We start from the raw sequence: 21,171 nt of genomic DNA, 5'->3' as shown, positions 1-21,171 counted from the left end.
GGGCACACTCATGCTCCGCACCAGGACAGAGCGGTCCGGCCGGTGGTGGGGACTGCCGCGGCGCGCCGCGTGGGCGCTCGGCAGCGTGATCACCGCCTGCGTGGCGCTGCTCGCTCCACTGCCGCCGGCCGGCGCCGCGACACCCGCGTCCGTCCAGCAGATCCAGGCCGACAGCAGCGGCACCGGCCGTACCTTCGACGGCGTCGGCGCGATCAGCGGCGGCGGCGGGACGTCCCGGCTGCTGACGGACTACCCCGAACCCGAACGCAGCCGGATCCTCGACTACCTGTTCAAGCCGGGCTACGGCGCCTCGCTGCAGATCCTCAAGGTGGAGATCGGCTCGGACACCAATTCCAGCAACGGCGCCGAGCAGAGCCACATGCGCACCGCGACCGACGTCGACTGCGACCGCGGCTACGAGTGGTGGCTGATGGAGCAGGCGCAGCAGCGCAACCCGCGGATCGAGTTCTACGGCCTGGAGTGGGGCGCGCCCGGCTGGTTCGACGGCGGTTTCTGGTCCGCCGACAACATCCGCTACCTCACCAGCTGGCTCGGTTGCGCGCGGCAGCACGGCCTGCACGTCGACTACCTCGGCGGCTGGAACGAGAAGGGCTGGGACGCCGCCTGGTACGAGCAGCTCAAGTCCACGACGGTTACGGTGCGGTGAAGGTCGTCGCCGCGGACAACGCGGGCTGGCAGGTCGCCACCGACATGAAGAACGACCCGGCCTTCGACGCCGCCACCGACGTCGTCGGCGTGCACTACCCCTGCACCGCGGTGCACTGCTCCAGCACGCCCGACGCGCTGAGCCTGGGCAAACCGCTGTTCGCCAGCGAGTCGGGCTGGAACGACTACCTGACCGGCGCGGACCGGCTCGCCGCGGAGATGAACCACGAGTACGTCGACGCGGGCATCACCGGGTTCATCAACTGGCCCGCGGCGTACGCCTGGTACCCCACCGTGCAGATGCAGGGCAGCGGGTTGCTGCGCGCGAACGAGCCGTGGAGCGGCAACTACCAGCTGGGCCCGACGTTGTGGACCGTCGCCCAGACCGCTCAGTTCACCCGCCCGGGATGGCAGTACGTCGACTCCGCCAGCGGCTACCTCGACGGCGGGGGCACGTACGTGACGCTCAAGTCACCAGGTCCGCGGCCGCAGTTCACCACGGTGTTCGAGACGACCGGCGCGACCGCCGCGCAGCAGGTGTCGCTGGCGCCGACCGGCGCGCTGCCGCGCGGACCGCTGCACCGGTGGACGACCACGCTGGACTCGACGGACCCGGCGGACTGGTTCGTGCACGGCGCCGACGTACGGCCCGGCGCGCACGGCGCCCACACCGTCACGCTGCAACCGGGCACCGTCACCACGCTCACCACGATGCCGGGCGGGAAGGGCCCGGCCGCCGACGCGGCACCCGCCTCGCGGCCGATGCCGCTGCCCTACCGGGAGGACTTCGACGGCTACCGCTCCGGGGCGACCCCGCGGTACGTCTCCGACATGGAGGGGGCGTTCCAGGTCGAGCCCTGCGCCGCCGGGCCGCGCGGTGCCGCGGGCAACGGCGGTACCGGAAAGTGCCTGCGGCAGATGATCGGGCAGCAGCCGATCCAGTGGGCCCGGGTGCCCAGCCCGCTCACCTTGGTGGGCGATGCCACCTGGGCCGACTACACGGCGTCGGTCGAGGCCCGGATCGCCCCGGGCTCCGCCTCCACGCTCCTGGGCCGGGTGAGCGGCCAGCTCAACAACGTCGGGACCGGCAGGATCACCGCGTGGGAGGGCTACTCGCTGCGACTGGCGGACTCCGGTGCCTGGTCGCTCCAGGTGCTCGACCCGGACAGGACCACCCGGGTGCTGGCCTCCGGCACGCTCGACGGGACCTTCGCCGGAAGCTGGGCGCACCTCCAACTCAGCTTCTCCGGCGCGCGGATCACCGCCCGGGTGAACGGTTCGGTGCTGGCGGAGGTGGAGGACGCCACCTACGCCCGGGGGCAGGTCGGGCTGGAGACGTCCACGTACAGCACGGCCGCGCAGTTCGACGCGCTGAGCGCGACCGCGGTCCGGCCGAGCCGGTAGCCCGCGGCCGCCCGTCCGCACGTTCTCCCGCCCCGCCCGGTGCGACCCGCGCCGGGCGGGGCGGTGGCGGGGGCGCGGCGCGGCCGGAGGTCCGGCCTGCCTCAAGGCCGGGCCCGTTTCCGCCGATGATCAGCCCAGACCGTGCGGGACCCAGGACCCTCCCGCACCCGAGGCGAAGGAGACCGGTCATGACGGCGGCATGGACGAAGGACGAGCTGTCCCGGATCGAGCAGGCCGACGAGCTCCGGATCGCCCCGCTGCGCGGCGACGGCACGTCGCGCGACGAGACGACGATCTGGGTGGTCCGCGACGGCGACGACCTCTACGTCCGCGCCTACCGCGGCCGCGAGGGGGCCTGGTACCGCGACGCGACGGACCGCCACCAGGGGCGGATCAGCTCGGGCGGCGTCACCAAGGACGTCACGCTCGCGGAGGCGGGCGACGCGGCGCTGGCCGAGCGGCTGGACGCGGCCTACCGCTCCAAGTACGGCCACTACAGCGCCACTTACGTCGACCCGATGGTCGCGGACGGCGCGCGGAACGCGACGTTGAAGCTCGTGCCGCGCTGATCGGAGCGATCATGGAGCCCTGGTACCGGACCACCGACTCCTGAAGGAGCCGCATGACCACCATCGCCATCGTCGGAGCCGGCACGGGCATCGGCGCGGCCGTCGCACGCCGCTTCGGCCGCGAGGGCTTCGACGTCGCCCTGCTCTCCCGCACCCAGGCGCACCTCGACGATCTCGCTTCCGCCCTCGGCGGCGCGGGGGTGAACGCGCGGGGGTTCGCCGCCGACGTGCTCGACCCCGCCGCCCTCACGGCCGCCCTGGACACCGCGGCCCGTGAGCTCGGCCCGATCGAGGTCCTCGAGTACAGCCCGCTGCCGCACCAGGACTTCATGAAGCACATCGGCGAGACCACCCCCGACGACCTGCGGGGCCCGCTGGACTTCTCCCTCTACGGACCGATGGCGGCCGTCCGCCAGGTCCTGCCCGGCATGCGCGCCCTGGGCCGCGGCACGCTGCTGTTCGTCAACGGCGGCAGCGCGGTGCGCCCCCATCCGGAGCGGGCCGGCACCTCCATCGCCTTCGCGGCCGAGAGTGCGTACGCCCACATGCTGTACGAATCCCTCGCGCCCGAGGGCATCCATGTCGGGCAGCTGATCATTCCGGGCGCCATCACCCCCGAGGATCCCCGTAAACACCCGGACGTACTGGCCGAGACCCTGTGGAGCATGCACCGGAGCCGCGCGGAGTTCCGCCACTTCGCCGAGCCGTTGGAGGTCTGAGCTCACCGAAGAGCGGGGTGCCCCCATGGATGGGGCACCCCGCTCGGAGGGGTCAGGTCACTGGACGGTGATCCGGGTGGTGCCCGTGACGCCGCCGGCACTGACCGAGAGGGTGGTCGTGCCGGTGCGGTGGGCGGTCAGGAGGCCGGTGGAAGCGTCCACCGAGGCGACCTTGGGATTGCTCGAGGTCCAGACGTGGGACACGGGGTCCGCGATCGGGACGGTGAGCGGTGCGATGTTGTCGCCGGCCGTCTGGTCGCCCGTCGCGGTCATGGTGACCTGCTGACCGGTGGTGACCGGCGCGGACGGCGCCTGGACCGTGATCGAGGCGAGCGCGGCCTCGACGGAGAACTGCAGGTTGCCGTCGGTGCCGATGCGGATCAGGCCGTAGTGGTAGAAGCCGCCCTGGTCGGCCGGCGCGTAGGCCGGCATCCCGAGGTCGGCGAAGGTCAGCTGCGGGATGCCGCCCTGCGCGGTGGTCACGCTCCGGCCCTCGGGGTCGAGGATCTGCTCGGAGAAGCCGCGGGCGTGACCGTAGAGCATGATCACGTGCTGCTTGGGGTGCGTCTGCTGGTAGCGCTGGACCAGGCGCAGGTACATCTGCGCCTCCCAGCGGTCGGTGAACTGGCTGTTCGCGGCCGGGTGCGGGTCGTAGGCCGGCATGTGCGTGGTGACCAGGACGTCCTTGGCGGTGGCGTCCGTCAACTGCTGGACGAGCCAGGGGTACTGCTCGCCCGTCGGGTCCTGGTACGGGTCGGAGGACTGCAGGCTGCCGTGCGAGTTGTCGGTGACGATGACGTTCGCGGCGCCCTCGGTGTACGTGTAGTGGGTGGCGCCGAAGACGTCGGAGTAGTTGCCGTTCTCCGGGGCCGCCCCCTGGGTGATCTCGTGGTTGCCCACGATGTCGCGCTCGGGGATGCCGAGCCCGTCCATCTTGGACTTGGCGTACTGCAGGTCCGCCTGCGCGCCGTCGTCGGACATGTCGCCGAGGAACTGCGCGGCGTCCGGCCTGGCCTGCGGGGTGAGGGTGGGCAGCCGCTCGGCGATGGAGTCCATCACGTTGCTGCTGACCGAGCCCGGGTCGCTCGCGAGCATGTGCGCGTCGTCACCGGTGAGCAGGGTGCTGCCGTGCTTGGCGAAGTCGGCCGAGTCCTCCTCGTACGACAGCCAGTCCGGGTTCTGCGGGACGGCCTGGTACGTGGGCGTGGTGACCGGTCGGGGCGAGTACAGCGCCTGCAGGCCGGCGAAGTTGAGCGTGCCGGTGTAGGAGCTGCTGGAGTTGATGCCGAGGAAGTCGATCCAGTTGACGGTCAGCGGGAACTTCAGGCCCGCCGGCAGCTGGGTGACGGCCAGGCGCCAGCCGTCGGAGGTGACGCCGGTCAGGTAGATCGGCGTGTTCACGCTGCCGTCGACGTTGATGTACGACTCGGCGAGCTCCAGGCTGCTGGGGCCGCCGTCCTTGACCCACATGCCGATGCCGGTGGGGACCTGGCCGTTGTTCGTGTCGGTGGCGATCTTCGTCTTGGGCGCGATCACCAGCTGCTTGACGCCCGCGCCGGCCGGCATCGTGTAACTGAGCTTCAGCGAGCCGGAGTCGGTCGAGCCCGGCGGGACGACCCCGGGGTCGTCGGAGACCGTGGCCGCGTAGCCCGTGGTGTTGTTGGACAGGTGCCAGACGTCGGTGTCGTCCATCGGGTCGATGGTCTTGGAGACCCGGCCGACGGCTATCGACGTGGTCGCCGTCGCGCCGCCGACCTTCGCCGCGACGTCGGCCAGACCGCCCTTGTCGGTGCTCGCGGTGAACAGGCCGTGCGCGTCGACGGTGCCCAGGTCGTCCGGGACGGTCCAGGTGGCCGCCTCGGCGGGGATCTCCACCGGGCCGCCGCCCTTGACCGTGCCGGACAGGGTGAGCTGCTGGGTGGCGCCGTTGTCGAGGTCGGCCTGGTCCGGCGAGACGCTCAGGCTCGCGAGCCTGTCGACGACCTGGAGCTTCTCGGAGGTGGTGACCCGTCCGTCGGTGGCGATGATCCGCCCGGTGCCGGTCCGCCGCGGCGTGAGCTGCCCGTCGGCGTAGCCGGCCAGCGACGAGGGCTCGACGCGGACCGTGACCTGGCCGGCCGCCGGGTTGGCGAACCGGTCGGTGGCGTGGACCGGCAGCGGGATGGTGCCGCCGGCGACGGTGGTGACGCTCTTGCCGCCGTTCACCACGACCTTGACGGCCGGTCCGGCCTGGGCCTCGGTGCTGTAGAAGAAGATGCCGTTGGCGACCTTGCGCTCGGTGTTTCCGGGCAGGTCGGAGGGCGTGTTGACGACCTGGGCCTGGCTGTCGCCGGGCGCCCGGCTGACCATCGTGGTGGAGCCGCCGCCGTCGAACAGCTCGGCGGTGTAGGCGCCGTGGGCGAGCATGTAGCCGGCCGCCTGGTCGGGCGTCACGCCGAAGGCCCCGGAGGCGCCCTGCTCACCGTCGATCGCGACGAGGACGGCGTGCTTGCCGTCCTTGCTGATACCGACCGCGGTCTCGGGGTGGGCGCCGGTCGGCGGGGTGCCGGTCGGGTCCTTGTACGCCTTGCCGTCCTTCACCAGGATGTCGACACCGCTGATCATCTGGGTCAGGTCGTTGTCGGGCGACAGCTCGGATGCGATGCCCACCGTGTCGCCCGCGTGCAGGTTCGCGGTCAGCCACTGGCCGCCGTCGCCGCCGCCGAGCAGCCCCAGCTGGCCGGCAAGCAGCTGCGGCACCGCGGTGACGTTCGCCTGCACGCTGTCGACGACGAAGCCGCCGGTGGCGGTGTGGCCCAGCACCAGGGTGGACTTGGCGACCGTGGCCTGGCCGAGGTCGGGGGTGACCTCGGTGACGCCCCCGGAGGCCACGTCGCTCACGGTGTTCAGCGACGTGAGCGCGCGGGAGGCGGAGCCGTCGGTGATCGTGCCGGAGAAGGTCTCCTGGCCCATCACCATGCTGCCGTCGGGCTTGACGCCCAGCTGGGAGGCGTAGTTCGGCTGCGGGCTCTTCAGCAGCCGGCCGTCGGTCATGATGCCGCCGTCGGGCACGCCGCTGGCGTTGATCGCGAAGTAGCCGCCGTTGACGCCCGCCACCGCGTTCGTGCGGTGGGCCATCGACGACGAGGTCTCGTCGGCCGGGTCGGTGAGGGTGTCACCGGCCTCGACCATGCCGACCCGCAGGTTCTTGTTGCCCAGGTCGGCGGTGAGCACCTGGATGTGCTGGCGGCCGCCGACGGTGTCGTAGGTCTCGCTGTAGTGCTGCAGGCCGCTGGTGACGGTCTCCGTCGGCGTGGTGATGCGGTCCACCACCAGGGGCCAGTTGTCGGGCGTCTTCGGCAGCCAGTCGGACGTGTCCTTGGCCCCGGCGACCGCGGCCGTTCCCGGGGAGGAGTGGTCCGCGGCGGCACCCCAGGCGGCGCCGCCGCCGACGGTGCCGGCGACCGCCAGCGCCAGTGCGGTGGCCACGGTGGTCCGGCGCGCGCCGGACCCCGCGAGTCTCATTCCGCGTAGTGTCATTGGTGCAATTCCTTATGGTTGCGCACCGATTGGTGCATGTGCGCCGCCCATTCGACACCTGCCGGGCAACGCGAAAATGACCGTGACAACAACCTTTGGCGTGTCCGCCCTGGAGAACTCACCTCGCGCACCTCGCAGCACCTGTAACCACGGGTACAGCGGCGCCCCGCCGGTCAGGGGCGGCCGGTCAGCAGCTCGGTGAGCGCCCTCGCGGTCGGCAGGGACTCCCCGTACGTGAACACCGCGTTCCGCGCGGCCGGCAGGCTGTCCGCGGTGGCGGCCCAGCCGAGGCAGACGACGACGGCATCGGGTGCGCGCTCCAACTGGAGGGCCAGCGCGGCGTCCTGCGCCGGGTCGCTGCCGGGCGTGCCGGCGAGGACGACGTCGGCCGGTTCGCCGGGAGTGACGGTCCCGCCCTGCTCGTCCGCGAGGTCCGCCCGGGTGGCGCGGCCCTCGACGGTCGCGGTGCGGGCGAAGACCGCCTCGACGGTCGACCCCGGCAGCCGCGCCAGCAGGGCGTCCGCGACCAGGTCCGACAGGCGCCCGCTCGCGACGTTCCGCCGCCTGCGCACGTCGACGATGCGGACCGGGCCGCCCAGCACGCCGGCCACCTCGCCGCGGACGCGCAGCGCCCGCGCCGCCACCGCGTCGTTCGCGGCGGTGGTGTCGGGGATGTCCTCGGCTGCCGGGGCAGGCCCGCCCTCGCGGCGGGTACGGGTCCACTCCGCGAGGGCGTGCACGCGGGACGCCGCCTCCTCGATCCGGGCGAGCGGCAGGCGGCCGGCGGCGACCGCCGCGACCACGGCGTCGACCGCCGTGCGGAACTCCTCCTCGTCCGTGGGCGCGTCACCGGTCAGCGGGATGCCCGGGTTGCCCAGGCACACCAGATCGACGCCCGCGGCCAGCGCCTGCACCACGCCCTCGGCGAAGCCGACCGTCTCGACGACGGCCAGCATGCTGACCGCGTCGGAGACGATCACCCCGTCGAATCCGAGGTCGTCGCGGAGCAGGCCGAGGACGGCGGGGCTGATCGTCGCCATCCGGGAGTCCAGCGCCGGGAAGACGATGTGCGAGGTCATCACGCACCGCACTCCCGCTTCCACCGCGGCCGCGAACGGCACCATCTCCCGCGCCCGCAGGGTCTCCAGCTCGACCTCGACCACGGGCAGGCCCACGTGCGAGTCGACCCGCGTGTCGCCGTGGCCGGGGAAGTGCTTGGCGCAGGCCGCGACTCCCTCGTCCTGCACCGCGCCGACCCACGCGGCCGCGTGCCGGCCGACCGGTTCCGGCTCCGCGCCGAAGGACCGCACCCCGATCACCGGGTTCGCCGGGTCGGAGTTGACGTCCGCCACCGGGGCGAGCGCGAGGTCGATGCCCGCGGCGCGGACGTCCCGGGCGATCCCGCGCGCGACCACCGCGGTCAGCGCCAGGTCGTCGGCCCGGCCGAGCACCGCGGCGCCGACGTGCGGCGAACCGTCCGCGACGTGCAGCCGGGTGACGCCGCCGCCCTCCTCGTCCATCGCGATGACCACCGGGCCGGCGTCGTGGATGCGCGCCGACAGTTCCGCGGTCTGCTCGGGCGACCGGAGGTTGTGCCCGAAGTAGCAGACCGAGCCGAGGCCTTCGTGCAGCGCCTCGATCAGCCACTTCGGCGCCGACGTGCCGGTGAACCCCGGCATCAGGACGGCGTGGGCCAGCCGCCGGACCGGGTCGTGCACGGGTGTCATCGCGTCCTCACTTCACCGCGCCGGCCACCAGGCCGACGGTCAGCCGTCGTTGGGCAAGCACGAAGACGACCACGACGGGGATCGTCACGAGCGTGGACGCCGCCATCAACCCGCCCCAGTCGTTGGTGTTCTGGCCGAGGAACTCGGCGAGGCCGACGCCGACGGTCATCCTGCCCTGGTCGGACAGGAAGGTCAGCGCGAAGGTGAACTCCTCCCAGGCCAGTACGAAGGCGAAGGCGCTGGTGGCGATGAGCCCGGGCACGACCAGCGGCAGCAGGATCGAGCGGAACATCCGCCACCACGAGCAGCCGTCGAGGTAGGCCGCCTCCTCCAGCTCGACCGGCACCGCGGCCACGAAGCCGCGCAGGTTCCAGATCGCGAACGGCAGCGCGAACGCGGTGTAGACGATCGCCAGCCCCAGCAGCGAGTTGAGCATCCGCAGGTCCTTCATCTGCAGGAACAGCGGGATGACCAGCGCCTCGGCGGGCAGCATCTGCACCACGAGGATGAGCACCAGCACCGTCGTGCGCAGCCGGAAGCGGAACCGCGCCATGGCGACCGCGCCGAGCAGCGCGAGCACCCCCGAGGCCACCACCACGATCACCGTGACGATCGCGGAGTTGAGCATGTAGCGGCCGAAGCCGCCGGAGGCCCCCGAGGACAGCGCCTTCGAGAAGTGCCGCATCGTGAAGTGGCTGGGGAACAGGCTGTCGGTACCCGAACCCGCCCGGCCGTTGAAGGCCGTGGAGAGCATGAAGTACACCGGGAACAGCGTGAAGAGCAGCACCAGCGCGGTGGCCGTGAACTTGCCGGCCCGGGCCCGGGCGGAGGATCTGGCGGTCATCGGATCTCATCCTCTTTGAACAGCACCCGCAGGTACACCGCGGTGATCGCCAGCAGCACGACGGTGAGCAGCACGGCGATCGCCGCGCCCAGCCCGTACTGGTTCTGGTTGATCGCCTTCATGTAGGACCACACACCGAGGTTGAGCACGTCGGGGTTGGAGCCCGCGCCACCCGGCATCAGGTAGATCTGGGTGAAGACCTTGAAGTCCCAGATCGTGGAGAGCACGGTGACCACGGCGAACACCGGCCGCAGCACCGGCACCGTGACGTTCCAGAACCGCTGCCAGGCGCTCGCGCCGTCCAGCCGGGCCGCCTCGTGCAGTTCCTGGGGCACCGTGGTCAGCCCGGCGAAGACGGTGATCGCGACGAACGGGTAGCTGTGGTGGATCACGTTCAGCTCGGCGATCCCGTAGAAGGACAGCCGGTCGGTGAACCAGTTGTAGCCGTTCGGGCCGAGCAGCCCGAGATCCTGCAGCAGCCGGCGGACCAGGCCCGAGTCGGGGTCGAAGATCCACACCCAGACGTAGGTGCCGGTGACCGCCGGCAGCGCCCACGCGACGAGCGCGGAGGCGATGACGGCGGCCCGGGACTTCGGGCCGAGGTGCTGCAGCAGCAGCGCCACCAGCGTGCCGAACACGACGGTGCCGCCGACGGCGACCAGCGCGAAGAGCACCGTGTTCGGCAGTACGGTGTGCCACAGGTACGAACCGGACAGCGCCTCACGGTAGTTGTCGAGCCCGACGTAGGTCGGGTGGCCGGAGATGATCTCCTTGAGGCCGTACCGCTGGAAGGACAGGTACGTGACGCGCCCGATCGGGTAGAGCAGCAGGGCCGCGATCACCGCGAGGGGTGCGGCGAGCAGCAGCCACGGCCTGAGCCGGACCACCAGCGGCGGCCTGCGCCGGACCGGGCGGCGCGCGTCCGCCGCCGGTGCGGGGGCGGTGCGCACGCCGCCGGTCACGGTGACGTCCTCCACGTCAGTTCTCCTGGAGCGTCTTGGTGATGGCGTCCGAGGCGGTTTTGGTGGCCTTCTGCACCGAGGTGCCGGTGAGGATCGCCTGCAGCATCTGGGTCACCGTCTGGTCGCCCTCGACCGCACCCCACTGCGGGGCGCTCGGCACGTTCTTGCCCGCGTCGAGCATCGTCCTGGCGAACGGCGCCACCAGCGGGTCGGTGCTGTTGGCGTACTGCTTGAGCTGCGTGGTGGTGCTCGGGAAGTACCCGGCCTGGTCGGCCCACTTCTTGCTCAGGTCGCCGGTGGTCATCATCTTGATGAACTTCCAGGCGAGGTCGGGGTTCTTGCTGGTCTTGAGCACCGCGAGGTTCGAGCCGCCGAGGAACGCGGGCGCGATGCCGCCGTTCTTGCCGGGGATCGGGAAGGCGCCGATCCTGCCCTTGAGCGAGGGGTCGGTGGCCACCGCGGTCTTCGGGGTCCAGTTGCCCTGGATGACCATGGCCGCCTTGCCCTTGACGAAGGAGTCGAGCAGGTCGGTCTCCTTCCAGGTCGAGGCGCCGACGCTGGACGAGCCGTCCTTCAGGGCGAGGTCGGTGTAGAACTTCAGGCCGGCCTGGGCCTGCGGCGAGTCGAGGGAGCCGGTCCACTTGCCGCCGCTGTCGGTCGCGAAGTCGCCGCCGGCACCCCAGATGAAGGGCGCGGAGGCGTAGGAGCTCTCGCCTGCGATCGGCATGGGCATCATGCCGGGCTTCTTCTGCTTGAGCGTCTTGACGGTCTGCTCCAGCTCGGCCCAGGTGGTCGGGGTCTTCAGACCGAGCTGGTCGAACACGTCCTTGCGGTAGACGATCGCCCGCACGCCGGCGTACCAGCCGACGCCGTACTGCTTGCCGTCGTAGGTCGCGGAGTCCTTCAGGGCCGGGATCAGGTCCTTGGAGATCCCCGAGGAGTTGATCTGCTGGGTGAGGTCGTCGAGGCCGCCCGCGGCGGCGAACTCCGGGGTCCAGGTGGTGCCGATCTCGGACACGTCGGGGCCGTCACCGCCGGCGAAGGCGCGGACCAGCTTGTCGTGGGCGTCGGCCCACTGGACCTCCTGGACCTTCAGGGTGGCGCCGGTCTCGGCCTTGAACTCCTTCTTCGCGGCGGCGTAGAAGGCGGTGGCGTCCGGGTTGGTGCCCTTCATGACCCACCAGGTCAGCGTCTTGCCACCGGAGGAGGAGCCCGACGAGGAGGAGGACGAGCCGTCGTTCCCGCACGCGGTGAGCAGGAAGACGGCCGCGGTGAGTCCGGCCAGACCTGTCTTGAACATCGATCTCATCGAGTGGTGTCTCCTTTGCGCGGCGGTGGCGGCGGTGTCGCACAGGGGACCTCGGCCGGCCGGCGCCGTCCCTCCCCGTACGCGCAGCTCTGCCCGATGGGCATGCGGCATGACCGGACGGCCCGCCTGTGGACCGTCTTTGAGCTGCGGCGATTCGGCAAGTATGGGGATGGCACCCTGCTGCGTCAATAACTGCCGCGAAGCTCGTTCAGGATGTTGTTTTTTAACATCGACGCTCGGCTACGCTGTCGCCAACGCCGTCAGGAGGAAGCCATGGCCAAGCGCGCACTGCCGGTCGCGCCCACCGCCGCGTCCGCGCCCAACGGAGCGGGCGGTGCGGCGTTCGCGGGTGACGTGCTGGTCCGGATCCGCGGCGCGATGCCCTCCCTCCAGCCGGCCGAACGGCGGGTGGCCGCCGCCGTGCTGAGCGACCCGGCCGCCGCGGCGCGGCTGTCGAGCACCGCGCTGGCCGTGCAGGCGGAGACCTCGGTGACGACCGTGATGCGGTTCTGCCGGACCATCGGCCTGCGCAACTACCCGCAGCTGCGGGTGACGCTGGCCGGCGCGGCGGCGCGCGAGGACGCGCAGAGCGCCGAACGGCTGCGCGCCAGCGGCGACATCAGCGAGGGGGACACCCTCGCCCAGGTCGTCGACAAGATCATCTACAACGAGGCGCGCGCGCTGGAGGAGACCGGCGCCAACCTCGACCTGGACATCCTGGAGCTCGCCGTGCGGGCGATATCCCAGGCCCGGCGGATCGACATCTTCGGTGTCGGCGCGAGCGGTTTCGTCGGCCAGGACCTGCACCAGAAGCTGCACCGCATCGGCCTCATGGCGTTCATCTGGACCGACGCCCACGCGGCACTGACCGCCGCCGCCCTGCTGGGCAAGAACGACGTGGCGGTCGGCATCTCCCACTCCGGCGCCACGGCCGACACCGTCGACCCGCTGCAGGCCGCCGCCGAGCGCGGCGCGACCACGATCGCCCTCACCAACTTCGCGGGCTCGCTGCTCACCCGGTGCGCCGACCTGGTGCTCACCACCGCGGTCCGCGAGATGCCGCTGCGATCCGGTTCGACCGCCAGCCGGATCGCCCAACTCGCCGTCGTGGACTGCCTGTTCGTCGGCATCGCGCAGAGCTCCTACGACCGGGCGACCGCCGCGCTCGCGCAGACCTACGGGGTGGTGCACCAGCGCCGGCCGCACCCGCACAGCGGGCGCCGCGCGCCGGCCGACAGCCAGTAGCGGAAGGCACGGCTCCGCCCCGCACCGGTCAACGGGTGGAGCCGTGCCGTGCCGGCGGACCCGTTGCCGGCCGGTCCGGCTCCGCCGTACCGCTCAGGCCGGCGGGAGGATGTCGAGGCGGCGCGGGCGCGGTGCCGGCTCCGGCAGCCGGAGCGGGGCGTCGCCCGGGGTGATCCGGCCCAGCACCCGTGGTGTCGCGGACCCGGTCGCGCCGGGCACCACACCGGGAATCCCGTACCAGCTCAGGAAGCCCAGCAGCGCCATCAGGTACGCCTCCTTCTCCCCGGCGGGCAGCCCGCGGTCGTCGCTGATGACGAGGGGGACCGGGTGCAGCCGCGCGCGCAGCGCCTCCATCAGCGCCGGGTTGCGCACCCCGCCGCCGGAGGCGACGACCTCGGCGAGCCCGTACGGGCGGCAGGCGTCCGCGACCGTGACGGCGCTGAGTTCGGTCAGCGTCGCCATCAGGTCCTGGTCGGTCACCGCGGGCAGCCCGGCGCAGCGGCTCTCGACGTAATCGGCGCGGAAGAGCTCGCGGCCGGTGGACTTGGGCGCCGGCAGCAGGTAGTACGGCTCCTCCAGCAGCCGGGCCAGCAGATCCCCGCGGACGGTCCCGGCCCGCGCCATCCGCCCGTCGATGTCGCTGCCGGCCCTGCCGCCGGTGAGGCGGTGGGCGGCCGCGTCGAGCAGGCAGTTGGCCGGGCCGGTGTCGAAGGCGGTGACGGGCTCGGCCGGGCCGCCGACCACCGTCACGTTGGCGATGCCGCCGAGGTTCAGGGCGGCGCGGCGGGCCGGGGCGCCGCCGCCCGGTCCGTCGCCGGCGAGCCAGAGGGCGTCCAGGGTGCTGGCGAGCGGGGCGCCTTGGCCGCCGGCCGCGATGTCGCGGGCCCTGATGTCGGAGACCACCGGCAGCCCGGTCGCCTCGGTGATCCAGGCGGGCTGGCCGAGTTGCAGGGTGCCGCGGGCCCGCCCGTCGGTGACCCAGTGGTACACGGTCTGCCCGTGCGAGGCCACCAGATCGGCCCGGCCGCCGGCGAACCGCTCGATCGCGCGCACGGCCGCGTCCGCGCTCGCCTGCCCGACCAGCGTGTCCAGCGCGCAGACCTCGGCCAGCCCGACCTCGGCCGGGGGTAGCAGCCCAAGCAGGCGCTCCCGGGTCTCCGGCGGCCAGGCGTACTCCTCGGCACCGAGCAGCCGGAGCGTCAGCACCCCCTCGGCGAGGCCGAACTCGCCGACGGCGACGTCCAGGCCGTCCATCGAGGTACCGGACATGAGGCCGACGACGATCACGTGTGTTCTCCCGGGGAGCGAGGCTGCGGTCGGCCCAGTATGGGTGGACCCGCCGCCGCGGCTCACCACGGGGGGACGCCCGCCACGCAGCCGGTGCGGCGCACGCGCGCCCCCGACGGCGTGACCGGGACCTGGCCTCAGGACAGGGCGGCGGCCCAGACGTCGTCGGTCGACAACTGCACCGCGCCGGAGACCACCGAGTCCTCGGCCAGCTCGGAGAGGGTCACCTGCGGGCACACCAGGGCGCGTTCGCCGAGGTGCTCGGCGATGGCGCGGGCCAGCACCGGGCCCGCCCGCGCCACCCCGCCGCCGATCACCAGCGCGTCCGGGGCAAGGGCCAGCACCACGGGCGCGACGGCCCGGGCGAAGGTGGCCGCGACCTCGTCGACGACGGCGAGCGCCGCGCGGTCGCGCCGGGTGGCCGCGCTGAAGACAGCGGCGGCCGGGTCGGCGCCGGCGGCGATGCGCGTGGCCAGGTCCGAGCGCGGGTGCAGCGCGGCCGCCTCGATGCCGCGCCGCCCGATCGCCTCGGAGGAAAGCCTGCTCTCCAACTCGCCGCGCCCGCCCTCGGTGACCAGCCGGGCGCCGTCGCCGATGAACCCGATCTCGCCCGCGGCGTTCCGTGCCCCCCGGTGCAGCCGGCCGTCGATGACGATCCCGGCCCCCAGGCGCTCGCCCCACTGCACGGCGAGCAGCGTCCCGTGCGGGTCGCCCTGCGCGCGGGCCAGGGCGAGCGCGGCGAGGTTGGCGTCGTTCTCCAGGCGTACCCGGCAGGGCACGACGGCCGAGACGTGCTCGACGATCGCCAGCGACGGCCAGCCCCCGACGCTCGGCGCGAGCGTCACCGTGCCCGATCCGGCGTCGATCAGGCCAGGTGAGGCGGCGGTGGCCGCGGCCACCGAATCCGGCGCGACCCTCGCCTCCTCCAGCGCGGAACGCACGGCGGCGTCCATCGCCGACAGGACGTCCTGCGCCCGAGACCGGCCGACGGCCTTGCGCACGACCGCGAGGTACCTGCCGCCGACCTCGGCGACGACGGCGGTGACCCGGTGCGGCCCCACGTCGACGCCCAGCACCGGACGGGACCGTCCGTCGAGCGCGAACCGGGTGGCCGGGCGGCCCACCGACCGGTCGTCCGGGCCCGGCACGGCCACCAGCCAGTCCTGCTCGATCAGCAGGTCGACGGCCTGGCGCACGGTGGGCCGGGCCAGCCCGGTGCGGTCGGCGATCTCGGTGATCCGCAGCGGAACCGGCGCGGCCCGCCGTACCACGTCGAGCACCGCGATGCGGTTCAGCTCGCGCAGTACGGCGGTGCCGCTGGCGCCGGCGCCGTTCGCCACTCCGTGCCCTCCCGGGTCCCGGCGCCCGCGCAGGTCCGCGGCCTCAGCCGGCGGCGGCCCGCACGGTCACCTCGCTCAGGTGAAACGTACCGTTGGCCGAGTTGGACAGGCCCACCACCCGCACGTAGCGGGCCCGGGCGTCCATTCCGTACGTGTCCCCGGCGTCGGTGGCCGGCGCGGTGCCGAGCTTACCGCCGAGGGTGAACCAGTGGGTGCCGTCGGTGCTCCCCTCCAACCGGTAGGTGTAGTACCGCTTTCCGTCGACGTAGGTGCGCACGTTCACCGACGACAGCTGCCGGTCCGAACCGAGGTCGACCTGCCACCAGGTGTTGTCGGCGCCGATCACCCCGCCCCAGTACTGCTTGTTGGTCCGGTCCCCGTCGTCGGCCGCCGACGGCGGGCTGCCCGCCTCGGAGGACAGCGCGGTCGCGGGCTGCCCGACGCTCACCACCGGGTCGCCGGTGGTGTCCCGGGGCGTGTAGGCGCCCACCGCCAGGTCGCGGAAGACGGCATACCCGCCGAGGTGGGTGTCCCGGTCGACGGCCGAGAAGTCCACGCCCGCGTCCTCGACCGCGCTCATGCCCGGTACGGTCGCCGATCCGACGACCGCCCAGTTCGTGCCGTCGATGCTGCACGCGCCGGTGATGGTGTCGCCGGTCCGGCTGAGCCGGAGGTGGGCGGGCGCGCTGAATCCGTCGTCCTCGGCGTAGTGGTCCAGCCGCCCGTCCCCGTCGGAGTCCCAGCTCAGCATGCAGCCGTGCGCCGGGGTGACCGCCAGCGTGGCGTAGCCGCCCGAACCCGGCGTGCCCAGGTCGGAGGCGATCACCAGGCCGGCCCGGGCGTAGGGCCCGCTGTCGCCCTGGGCGAGCACCTGCGTCGTCACCGACGTGCCGTCGGCGAGCAGTTGGGGCCGGTAGATCGTGCCGTACTCGTTGCTGCCCACGTACTGGTCGGCGCCGCCCCCGGCGAGCGACAGCGTCGACCCGTTCCGGGCCACCGTCACCGGCGTGGTGGAAGCGGTGCGGTACGGCGCGGACACGGTGCCGGCGACGACCGCGCCCGCCGCGGCGGTAGCCGCACCGCGGGCGCTGCCCGAGGTCCAGGTGACCCGCCCCGACAGCGGGACCACCGTGGTGGGTGCGGCGTCGCGGGGCACGGTCACGTCCCAACTCCGGCTCGCCGTCCCGTTCGGGGAGATGTCCCCGGGCGGCGGCGAGGCCACCGGAGTGACCCGGTACCCGGCCGGCGCCGTCAGCGTGAAGGACGGCTGCCGGGCGGCCCGCACCGGGTTGCGGTCGGTGAACGTCGCCGTCACCCGCACCGTGCCGCCGGGCTTCGCGCCGGGCGTCTCGGCGTTGAGCGACAGCCCGCCCGCGGGAACCGCGGCGACCTGCTCGGCGAGCGCGTGCGCGTCACCGGCCGGAGCGCTGCGGTAGCGGGTCGTCTTCGCGTCCCACTGCGTCGCGACGGCGATCCAGTCGACCGCCGGCGCCGGGGTGCCGGTGCGCAGGGCCTGGTCGAGACCGCTGAAGTACGTCTGCCAGCGCGGCAGGTAGTAGTCGCCGACCAGGCCGTTCCACTCCCGCGCGGCGTAGTCCTGGATCACGCCGGTCGCGGACCACTGGGTGAGCAGCGAGCGGGCGTCGTACTCCAGTGCCGCGGCCTCGGCCGGCGAGCCGGCCTGGGCGGCGGCCTCCGCCTGCCAGGCGCCGAACAGGAAGTTGCTGTCGCTGCCCAGCAGCCGGTCCAGCAGTTGTATCTCGCCGGTGAAGGTCCCGGTCAGCTGCTCGAACAGCGCCCGGTCGCGGGCCGCGTAGGCGGCGCGGATCTGCGGCAGCAGGGTGCGCCCGTCGTTGGCGAGCACCTGCCGGGCGAGGTCGACGACGTCGTAGCGGTACGCGGTGCTCGTCCGCAGCGAGGGACGCACCGCGAGCAGGTCGCTGAGCGCCAGGCGGAGTTGGGCCGGGTCGTAGTTCACGGTGCCGCCGGTGGCGGTCAGCGACGGCTGGAGCTCGTAGACACCGGTGACGTGCTTGGTGTCGTTGGTCGGGGGCCAGGCGTAGACGGTGTCGGCGAGGATGCGCCAGGCGGCGTCGGCGTTCGGGTCCTGCCCGCCGTACCGGGCGGTGGCGTAGTCGGTGAACCACTGGTGCACGTCCACCGCCGCCGGCTCCCAGGCCAGGCCGGCGAAGAACTCGACGGCGGCCGGATTGTTGTCGATCGCCTCGGGCATCATGGCGATCCCGTTCAGCGCCGTTCCCGGGCGCGCCAGCCACTGGTGGAACTTGGTGTTCCAAGTGGTCAGGCTGGTGCCGAGGTTGGTGTGGCCGCCGAAGTTCCAGATGGTGCCGAAGGCGTAGGGCACCCCGTCGAAGTCGTGGTCGCGGTCGGTGGTGCTCGGTTGGTCGGAGTTGCCGTCGACGACGAGCATTCTCGACTTGTCGACTGCCGTGAGAGTGGCCTGGAGCGGGTTGTTCTCCCAGCCCAGGATGGCCCAGATCGCGTCCGGGTGGGCCTTCTCCAGCGCGTCCTGCACGGCGCGGGAGGCGTCGGGGATGTTCACGTCGCCGGCCTGCCCGCCCTCGTGCAGCAGGTCCATCTTGTACATCGAGCTGGACCCGAACAGCCGGGTCTGGACCTGGTAGAACTCCGCGGCCACGGCGGCGAAGTCCTGGCCGGTGGGGTCGAGCCAGTCGGGCCGCTGCAGGTGGTTCCAGGTGCCCTGCGCGATGGTGTGCGCGCCGGGGTTCTTCTGCGCGAAGTCCGGTGGCACGGTGCCGTAGTAGCCGGGCAGTACGGGCGTCATGCCGAGCGCGCGCAGCCGCGAGGTGATCTGCCGGGCGAGCGCGACCCGGGTGTCGATCAACTGCTGGGGCACCGGACCGCCGAGGCAGCACAGGTTCTGCAGCATCCACCAGGACTGGTGGCCGGGTTGCGGGATCCAGGCGCGCATCTCGGCCGCGGTGTAGCCGAACTGCTCGAACGCCTGCTCGTACACCGCCTCCTGGCCCTCGTAGACCAGTACCTCGTTGATCCCGTCGAGCGCGAGGACGTCGATCCGGTGCTGCCACTGGCCCCAGGCCAGGTACGGCCCGCTGTACCCCTCGTTCGTGTCGTTGAGGGCGAAGCGGTGGGCCACCGCCGCGTCACCGGCGATCGGGTCCTTCGGCAGCGGGAGTACGGCCGGGAGGTGCGCCTGGTCGCCGTTCAGCGAGAAGTCCGCGTGCACGACGTCGTGCAGGTACACCCCGAAGCCGCGCAGCGCGGTGGCCGGGGTCGTGCCGCTGACGGTCAGCCGACCGTCCTCCGCCTGGACCTGGTAGCGATCCGCGCCGCCGCCGGGGAGTTGGCGCAGGTCGACCTGGCGTGCGTGGGCGGCTCCGACCAGGCGGACGAGCGCGTCGTGGGCCGGTTCCATCGCCGCGGCCGGTGCGGGGATGCCGGCGGTGGAGGTGGTGGTGGTCGCGTGGGTGGTGGGGGTCGTGGTGGTGGCGGACCGGACGGCAGGTGCGGTGCCGGCCAGGGCCGTGCCGGGCACGGCGACGAGTGCCGCGGTCGCGGCGAGCACGGACAGGGCGGCGAGCGCCCGGCGCCAGGGGCGGCGCACGCCGCCGGTCACGGTGTGTCTCTCCTTATGAAGTGTCTCTTCGTATTCATGGCGCCAGTTGAGCGGTACACGCCATTTAGCGTCAAGAGAGCGCACACAAGTGGGAGACAGGATCCGGTCAACGTGCCGTCGGCGCACCGGCGTTGCCGTGGTCGGCGCGGGGGGAGGGGAGAATTCGGACCGAATCGGTGAACGCTGCGAAATCTGTGCGCTTCTTACTCATTCGGCGCAACGCGGCGATTTATCGGAGGTATTGGGGAAGGGGCGACGTAATTTCTCCTCATGCCCAATGAATGTCATTGCGCATCAGGAACAGGAGAGATCCCTTGGCGACAACCGCTGCTCTTCGTCCCCTCCGAGCTCGCGTCATCGCCGGCGTGGGCGCGCTGACCACCGCCGCGGCCCTCGGGACCGCGCTGCTCGCCGCGGTGCCGGCCCAGGCCGCCACCCCGGCACGTCCGTACGGCACGGTCGTCGCCGGTGACGGCGTCGTCCAGCGGCAGTACCCGAGCACGGACTCCTCCGTGCGGGGTTCGCTGGCCTACCACCAGCAGGTCGGCCTGCGCTGCAAGGTCCGCGCCCAGAACATCGCGGGCAACGACATCTGGTACCTGCTCCGGGACAACTCGAACTGGGTCTCGGCGAAGTACGTGGACAACACCGGCACCGTGTCCTACTGCAAGGACGTCCTGCGCACGGGTGCCCGCACGATGCGCATGGTGCCCGGTGGCGCCAAGGGCTGACCGGTCCGCCGGCCCGCGGCCGTGAACACCCGCCGTCCCAGGAGGTGGAGGGTGCGTTACGGCCGCGGTTCGGGGCCGGCCGGCCGGTAGCCGCTCAGCGGCGACGTGCCACAGGCGGACAGCGTCCGCCGCCTCGTGGCGAGTGCCGTCGCCGCGGCGTGCGGCGCCAGTTCGACGCCGAACTCCTCGCGGGCGGTCCGGCAGACGTCGTCCGCCGTCGCCTCCTCGTCGCTGCCGAGGGCGAGGTCGGCGGCACCGAGGGCGAGCTGATGGAGCGCCCCCGGGGCCTGGGGGTTGTGGAGCGCGGACAGAACGGATCTCCAGAGTGTGGGCATCGGTTGTCGTCCCTTCCCGCTGCTGAACGGAATCCGGCGCTCGCCTGACGGTCGTTACGGCTTGATGCCCACGCCGGCCCAGAGGCTGACCGTCGCGTCGGTCAGTTCCTCGCCCTCGCGGCCGGAGTCCGGGTCCGGACGCCAGCGGTGGCCGACCGAGATCCCCGGCTCGAGCAGGTCGAGGCCGGTGAAGAACCGCTCGACGTCCACCCTGGACCGGAACTGCACGGGCGTCCCGCTGTCCACGTAGATCCTGGTGACCTTCTCCCAGGTGGCGGGGTCGAAGTCGGGGGTGCAGTGGCTGATGGCCAGGGCGCTGCCCGAGGGGAGCGCCTCCATGAGGCGGCCGACCAGCCCGTACGGATCCTGCGCGTCGGTGATGAAGTGCAGCAGCGCGTTGAGGGACAGCGCCACCGGCTGGCTGAGGTCCAGCACCTCGCTGAGTTCCGGGGCGCTCAGCAGCGCGTCCGCGTCGTTGGCGTCCGCGTGGATGTAGGTGGTGCGGCCCTCGGGCGCGCTGCGCATCAGGGTCTCGGCGTACTTCAGGACCAGCGGGTCGTTGTCGGCGTAGACCACCCTGGCCTGCGGCACGATCGCCTGGGCGACCTGGTGCAGGTTGGGCTCGGTCGGGATGCCGGTGCCGATGTCCAGCCACTGCCGGATGCCGTGCTCGCGGGCGAGCACGCGGGTGGCCCGGTGCATGAACGCCCGGTTCTCGGTGGCACACGCGAAGATCCCGGGATACGCCTCGGCCACCTTCTCCGCCGCGTGCTTGTCCACCTCGAAGTGGTCCTTGCCACCGAGGTAGTAGTCGTACATCCGGGCGGAATGCGGCTTGCTGGTGTCGATGCCCCGTGCGGCCTGGGAGCCGGTCATCGCGTCCCTCCTGTCCTGT

General features: G+C 72.5%; 15 protein-coding genes and 1 pseudogene. 6 read left to right on the top strand and 10 right to left on the bottom strand.

Features of this window, described 5'->3' with window-relative positions; all coding sequences use genetic code 11:
* Positions 1-10: 10 nt before the first annotated feature.
* From C4U44_RS41540 to C4U44_RS16060, 4 genes and pseudogenes are all read left to right on the top strand, one after another.
* A pseudogene (locus C4U44_RS41540) lies at positions 11-999 on the top strand (galactosylceramidase); the annotation flags it as partial.
* A 378-nt stretch (positions 1,000-1,377) separates the two neighbouring features.
* Positions 1,378-2,070, top strand: coding sequence for a hypothetical protein (locus C4U44_RS43615; RefSeq protein WP_407642848.1), 693 nt, complete (start codon positions 1,378-1,380; stop codon positions 2,068-2,070).
* A gap of 188 nt (positions 2,071-2,258) precedes the next feature.
* Entirely contained in the window at positions 2,259-2,639 is a 381-nt protein-coding gene (locus tag C4U44_RS16065) for a DUF2255 family protein (protein ID WP_103886476.1), read from the top strand.
* A gap of 53 nt (positions 2,640-2,692) precedes the next feature.
* On the top strand, positions 2,693-3,358 hold the full coding sequence (locus C4U44_RS16060; protein ID WP_103886475.1) for an SDR family NAD(P)-dependent oxidoreductase: 666 nt from the start codon (positions 2,693-2,695) through the stop codon (positions 3,356-3,358).
* Positions 3,359-3,415: 57 nt separating this feature from the next.
* Here the strand turns inward: C4U44_RS16060 and C4U44_RS16055 are convergent, their stop codons facing one another.
* The 5 genes from C4U44_RS16055 to C4U44_RS16035 form a co-directional block, all read right to left on the bottom strand.
* Positions 3,416-6,862 carry a phosphodiester glycosidase family protein gene (locus tag C4U44_RS16055; protein ID WP_160145043.1) on the bottom strand — a complete coding sequence of 1,149 codons (3,447 nt, stop codon included), beginning with the start codon at positions 6,860-6,862 and terminating at the stop codon, positions 3,416-3,418.
* Positions 6,863-7,050: 188 nt separating this feature from the next.
* Positions 7,051-8,604, bottom strand: coding sequence for a glycoside hydrolase family 3 N-terminal domain-containing protein (locus C4U44_RS16050; RefSeq protein ID WP_103886473.1), 1,554 nt, complete (start codon positions 8,602-8,604; stop codon positions 7,051-7,053).
* A gap of 7 nt (positions 8,605-8,611) precedes the next feature.
* Positions 8,612-9,448 carry a carbohydrate ABC transporter permease gene (locus C4U44_RS16045; RefSeq protein WP_103886472.1) on the bottom strand — a complete coding sequence of 279 codons (837 nt, stop codon included), beginning with the start codon at positions 9,446-9,448 and terminating at the stop codon, positions 8,612-8,614.
* A complete protein-coding gene (locus C4U44_RS16040; RefSeq protein WP_200823273.1) occupies positions 9,445-10,425 on the bottom strand; it encodes a carbohydrate ABC transporter permease in 981 nt (326 codons plus the stop codon). The genes C4U44_RS16045 and C4U44_RS16040 overlap by 4 nt, the downstream gene beginning before the upstream one ends.
* A 1-nt stretch (position 10,426) precedes the next feature.
* On the bottom strand, positions 10,427-11,719 hold the full coding sequence (locus tag C4U44_RS16035) for a sugar ABC transporter substrate-binding protein (protein WP_103886471.1): 1,293 nt from the start codon (positions 11,717-11,719) through the stop codon (positions 10,427-10,429).
* Positions 11,720-11,992: 273 nt separating this feature from the next.
* On the opposite strand from C4U44_RS16035, the gene C4U44_RS16030 reads away from it, so the two are divergent.
* On the top strand, positions 11,993-12,964 hold the full coding sequence (locus tag C4U44_RS16030; protein WP_103886470.1) for a MurR/RpiR family transcriptional regulator: 972 nt from the start codon (positions 11,993-11,995) through the stop codon (positions 12,962-12,964).
* Between the two features lie 93 nt (positions 12,965-13,057).
* On the opposite strand, the gene C4U44_RS16025 is transcribed toward C4U44_RS16030, so the two are convergent.
* From C4U44_RS16025 to C4U44_RS16015, 3 genes are all read right to left on the bottom strand, one after another.
* Positions 13,058-14,251 (bottom strand): anhydro-N-acetylmuramic acid kinase, encoded by a 1,194-nt coding sequence (locus tag C4U44_RS16025; protein WP_235032122.1) that lies wholly within the window; start codon positions 14,249-14,251, stop codon positions 13,058-13,060.
* Between the two features lie 137 nt (positions 14,252-14,388).
* Positions 14,389-15,591 (bottom strand): ROK family transcriptional regulator, encoded by a 1,203-nt coding sequence (locus C4U44_RS16020; RefSeq protein ID WP_103886469.1) that lies wholly within the window; start codon positions 15,589-15,591, stop codon positions 14,389-14,391.
* Between the two features lie 43 nt (positions 15,592-15,634).
* On the bottom strand, positions 15,635-19,210 hold the full coding sequence (locus C4U44_RS16015; protein ID WP_103886468.1) for an alpha-N-acetylglucosaminidase TIM-barrel domain-containing protein: 3,576 nt from the start codon (positions 19,208-19,210) through the stop codon (positions 15,635-15,637).
* A gap of 365 nt (positions 19,211-19,575) precedes the next feature.
* Here C4U44_RS16015 and C4U44_RS16010 point away from each other — a divergent pair, with 365 nt between their 5' ends.
* A complete protein-coding gene (locus C4U44_RS16010; protein ID WP_235032121.1) occupies positions 19,576-19,941 on the top strand; it encodes an SH3 domain-containing protein in 366 nt (121 codons plus the stop codon).
* Between the two features lie 56 nt (positions 19,942-19,997).
* Here the strand turns inward: C4U44_RS16010 and C4U44_RS16005 are convergent, their stop codons facing one another.
* Complete coding sequence (locus C4U44_RS16005; RefSeq protein WP_103886467.1) at positions 19,998-20,276, bottom strand: hypothetical protein; 279 nt, start codon at positions 20,274-20,276, stop codon at positions 19,998-20,000.
* Positions 20,277-20,330: 54 nt separating this feature from the next.
* The gene (locus C4U44_RS16000) at positions 20,331-21,152 is read right to left on the bottom strand and encodes an SAM-dependent methyltransferase (RefSeq protein WP_103886466.1); all 822 of its coding nucleotides are present in this window, start codon (positions 21,150-21,152) and stop codon (positions 20,331-20,333) included.
* Positions 21,153-21,171: the final 19 nt, after the last annotated feature.

This window comes from Actinacidiphila yanglinensis (assembly GCF_900107965.1).
In the GTDB taxonomy this organism is placed as follows: Bacteria; Actinomycetota; Actinomycetes; order Streptomycetales; family Streptomycetaceae; genus Actinacidiphila; species Actinacidiphila yanglinensis.
Note: the sequence above shows the minus strand (reverse complement) of the source record. Positions and strands in the feature narration are given on the sequence as shown.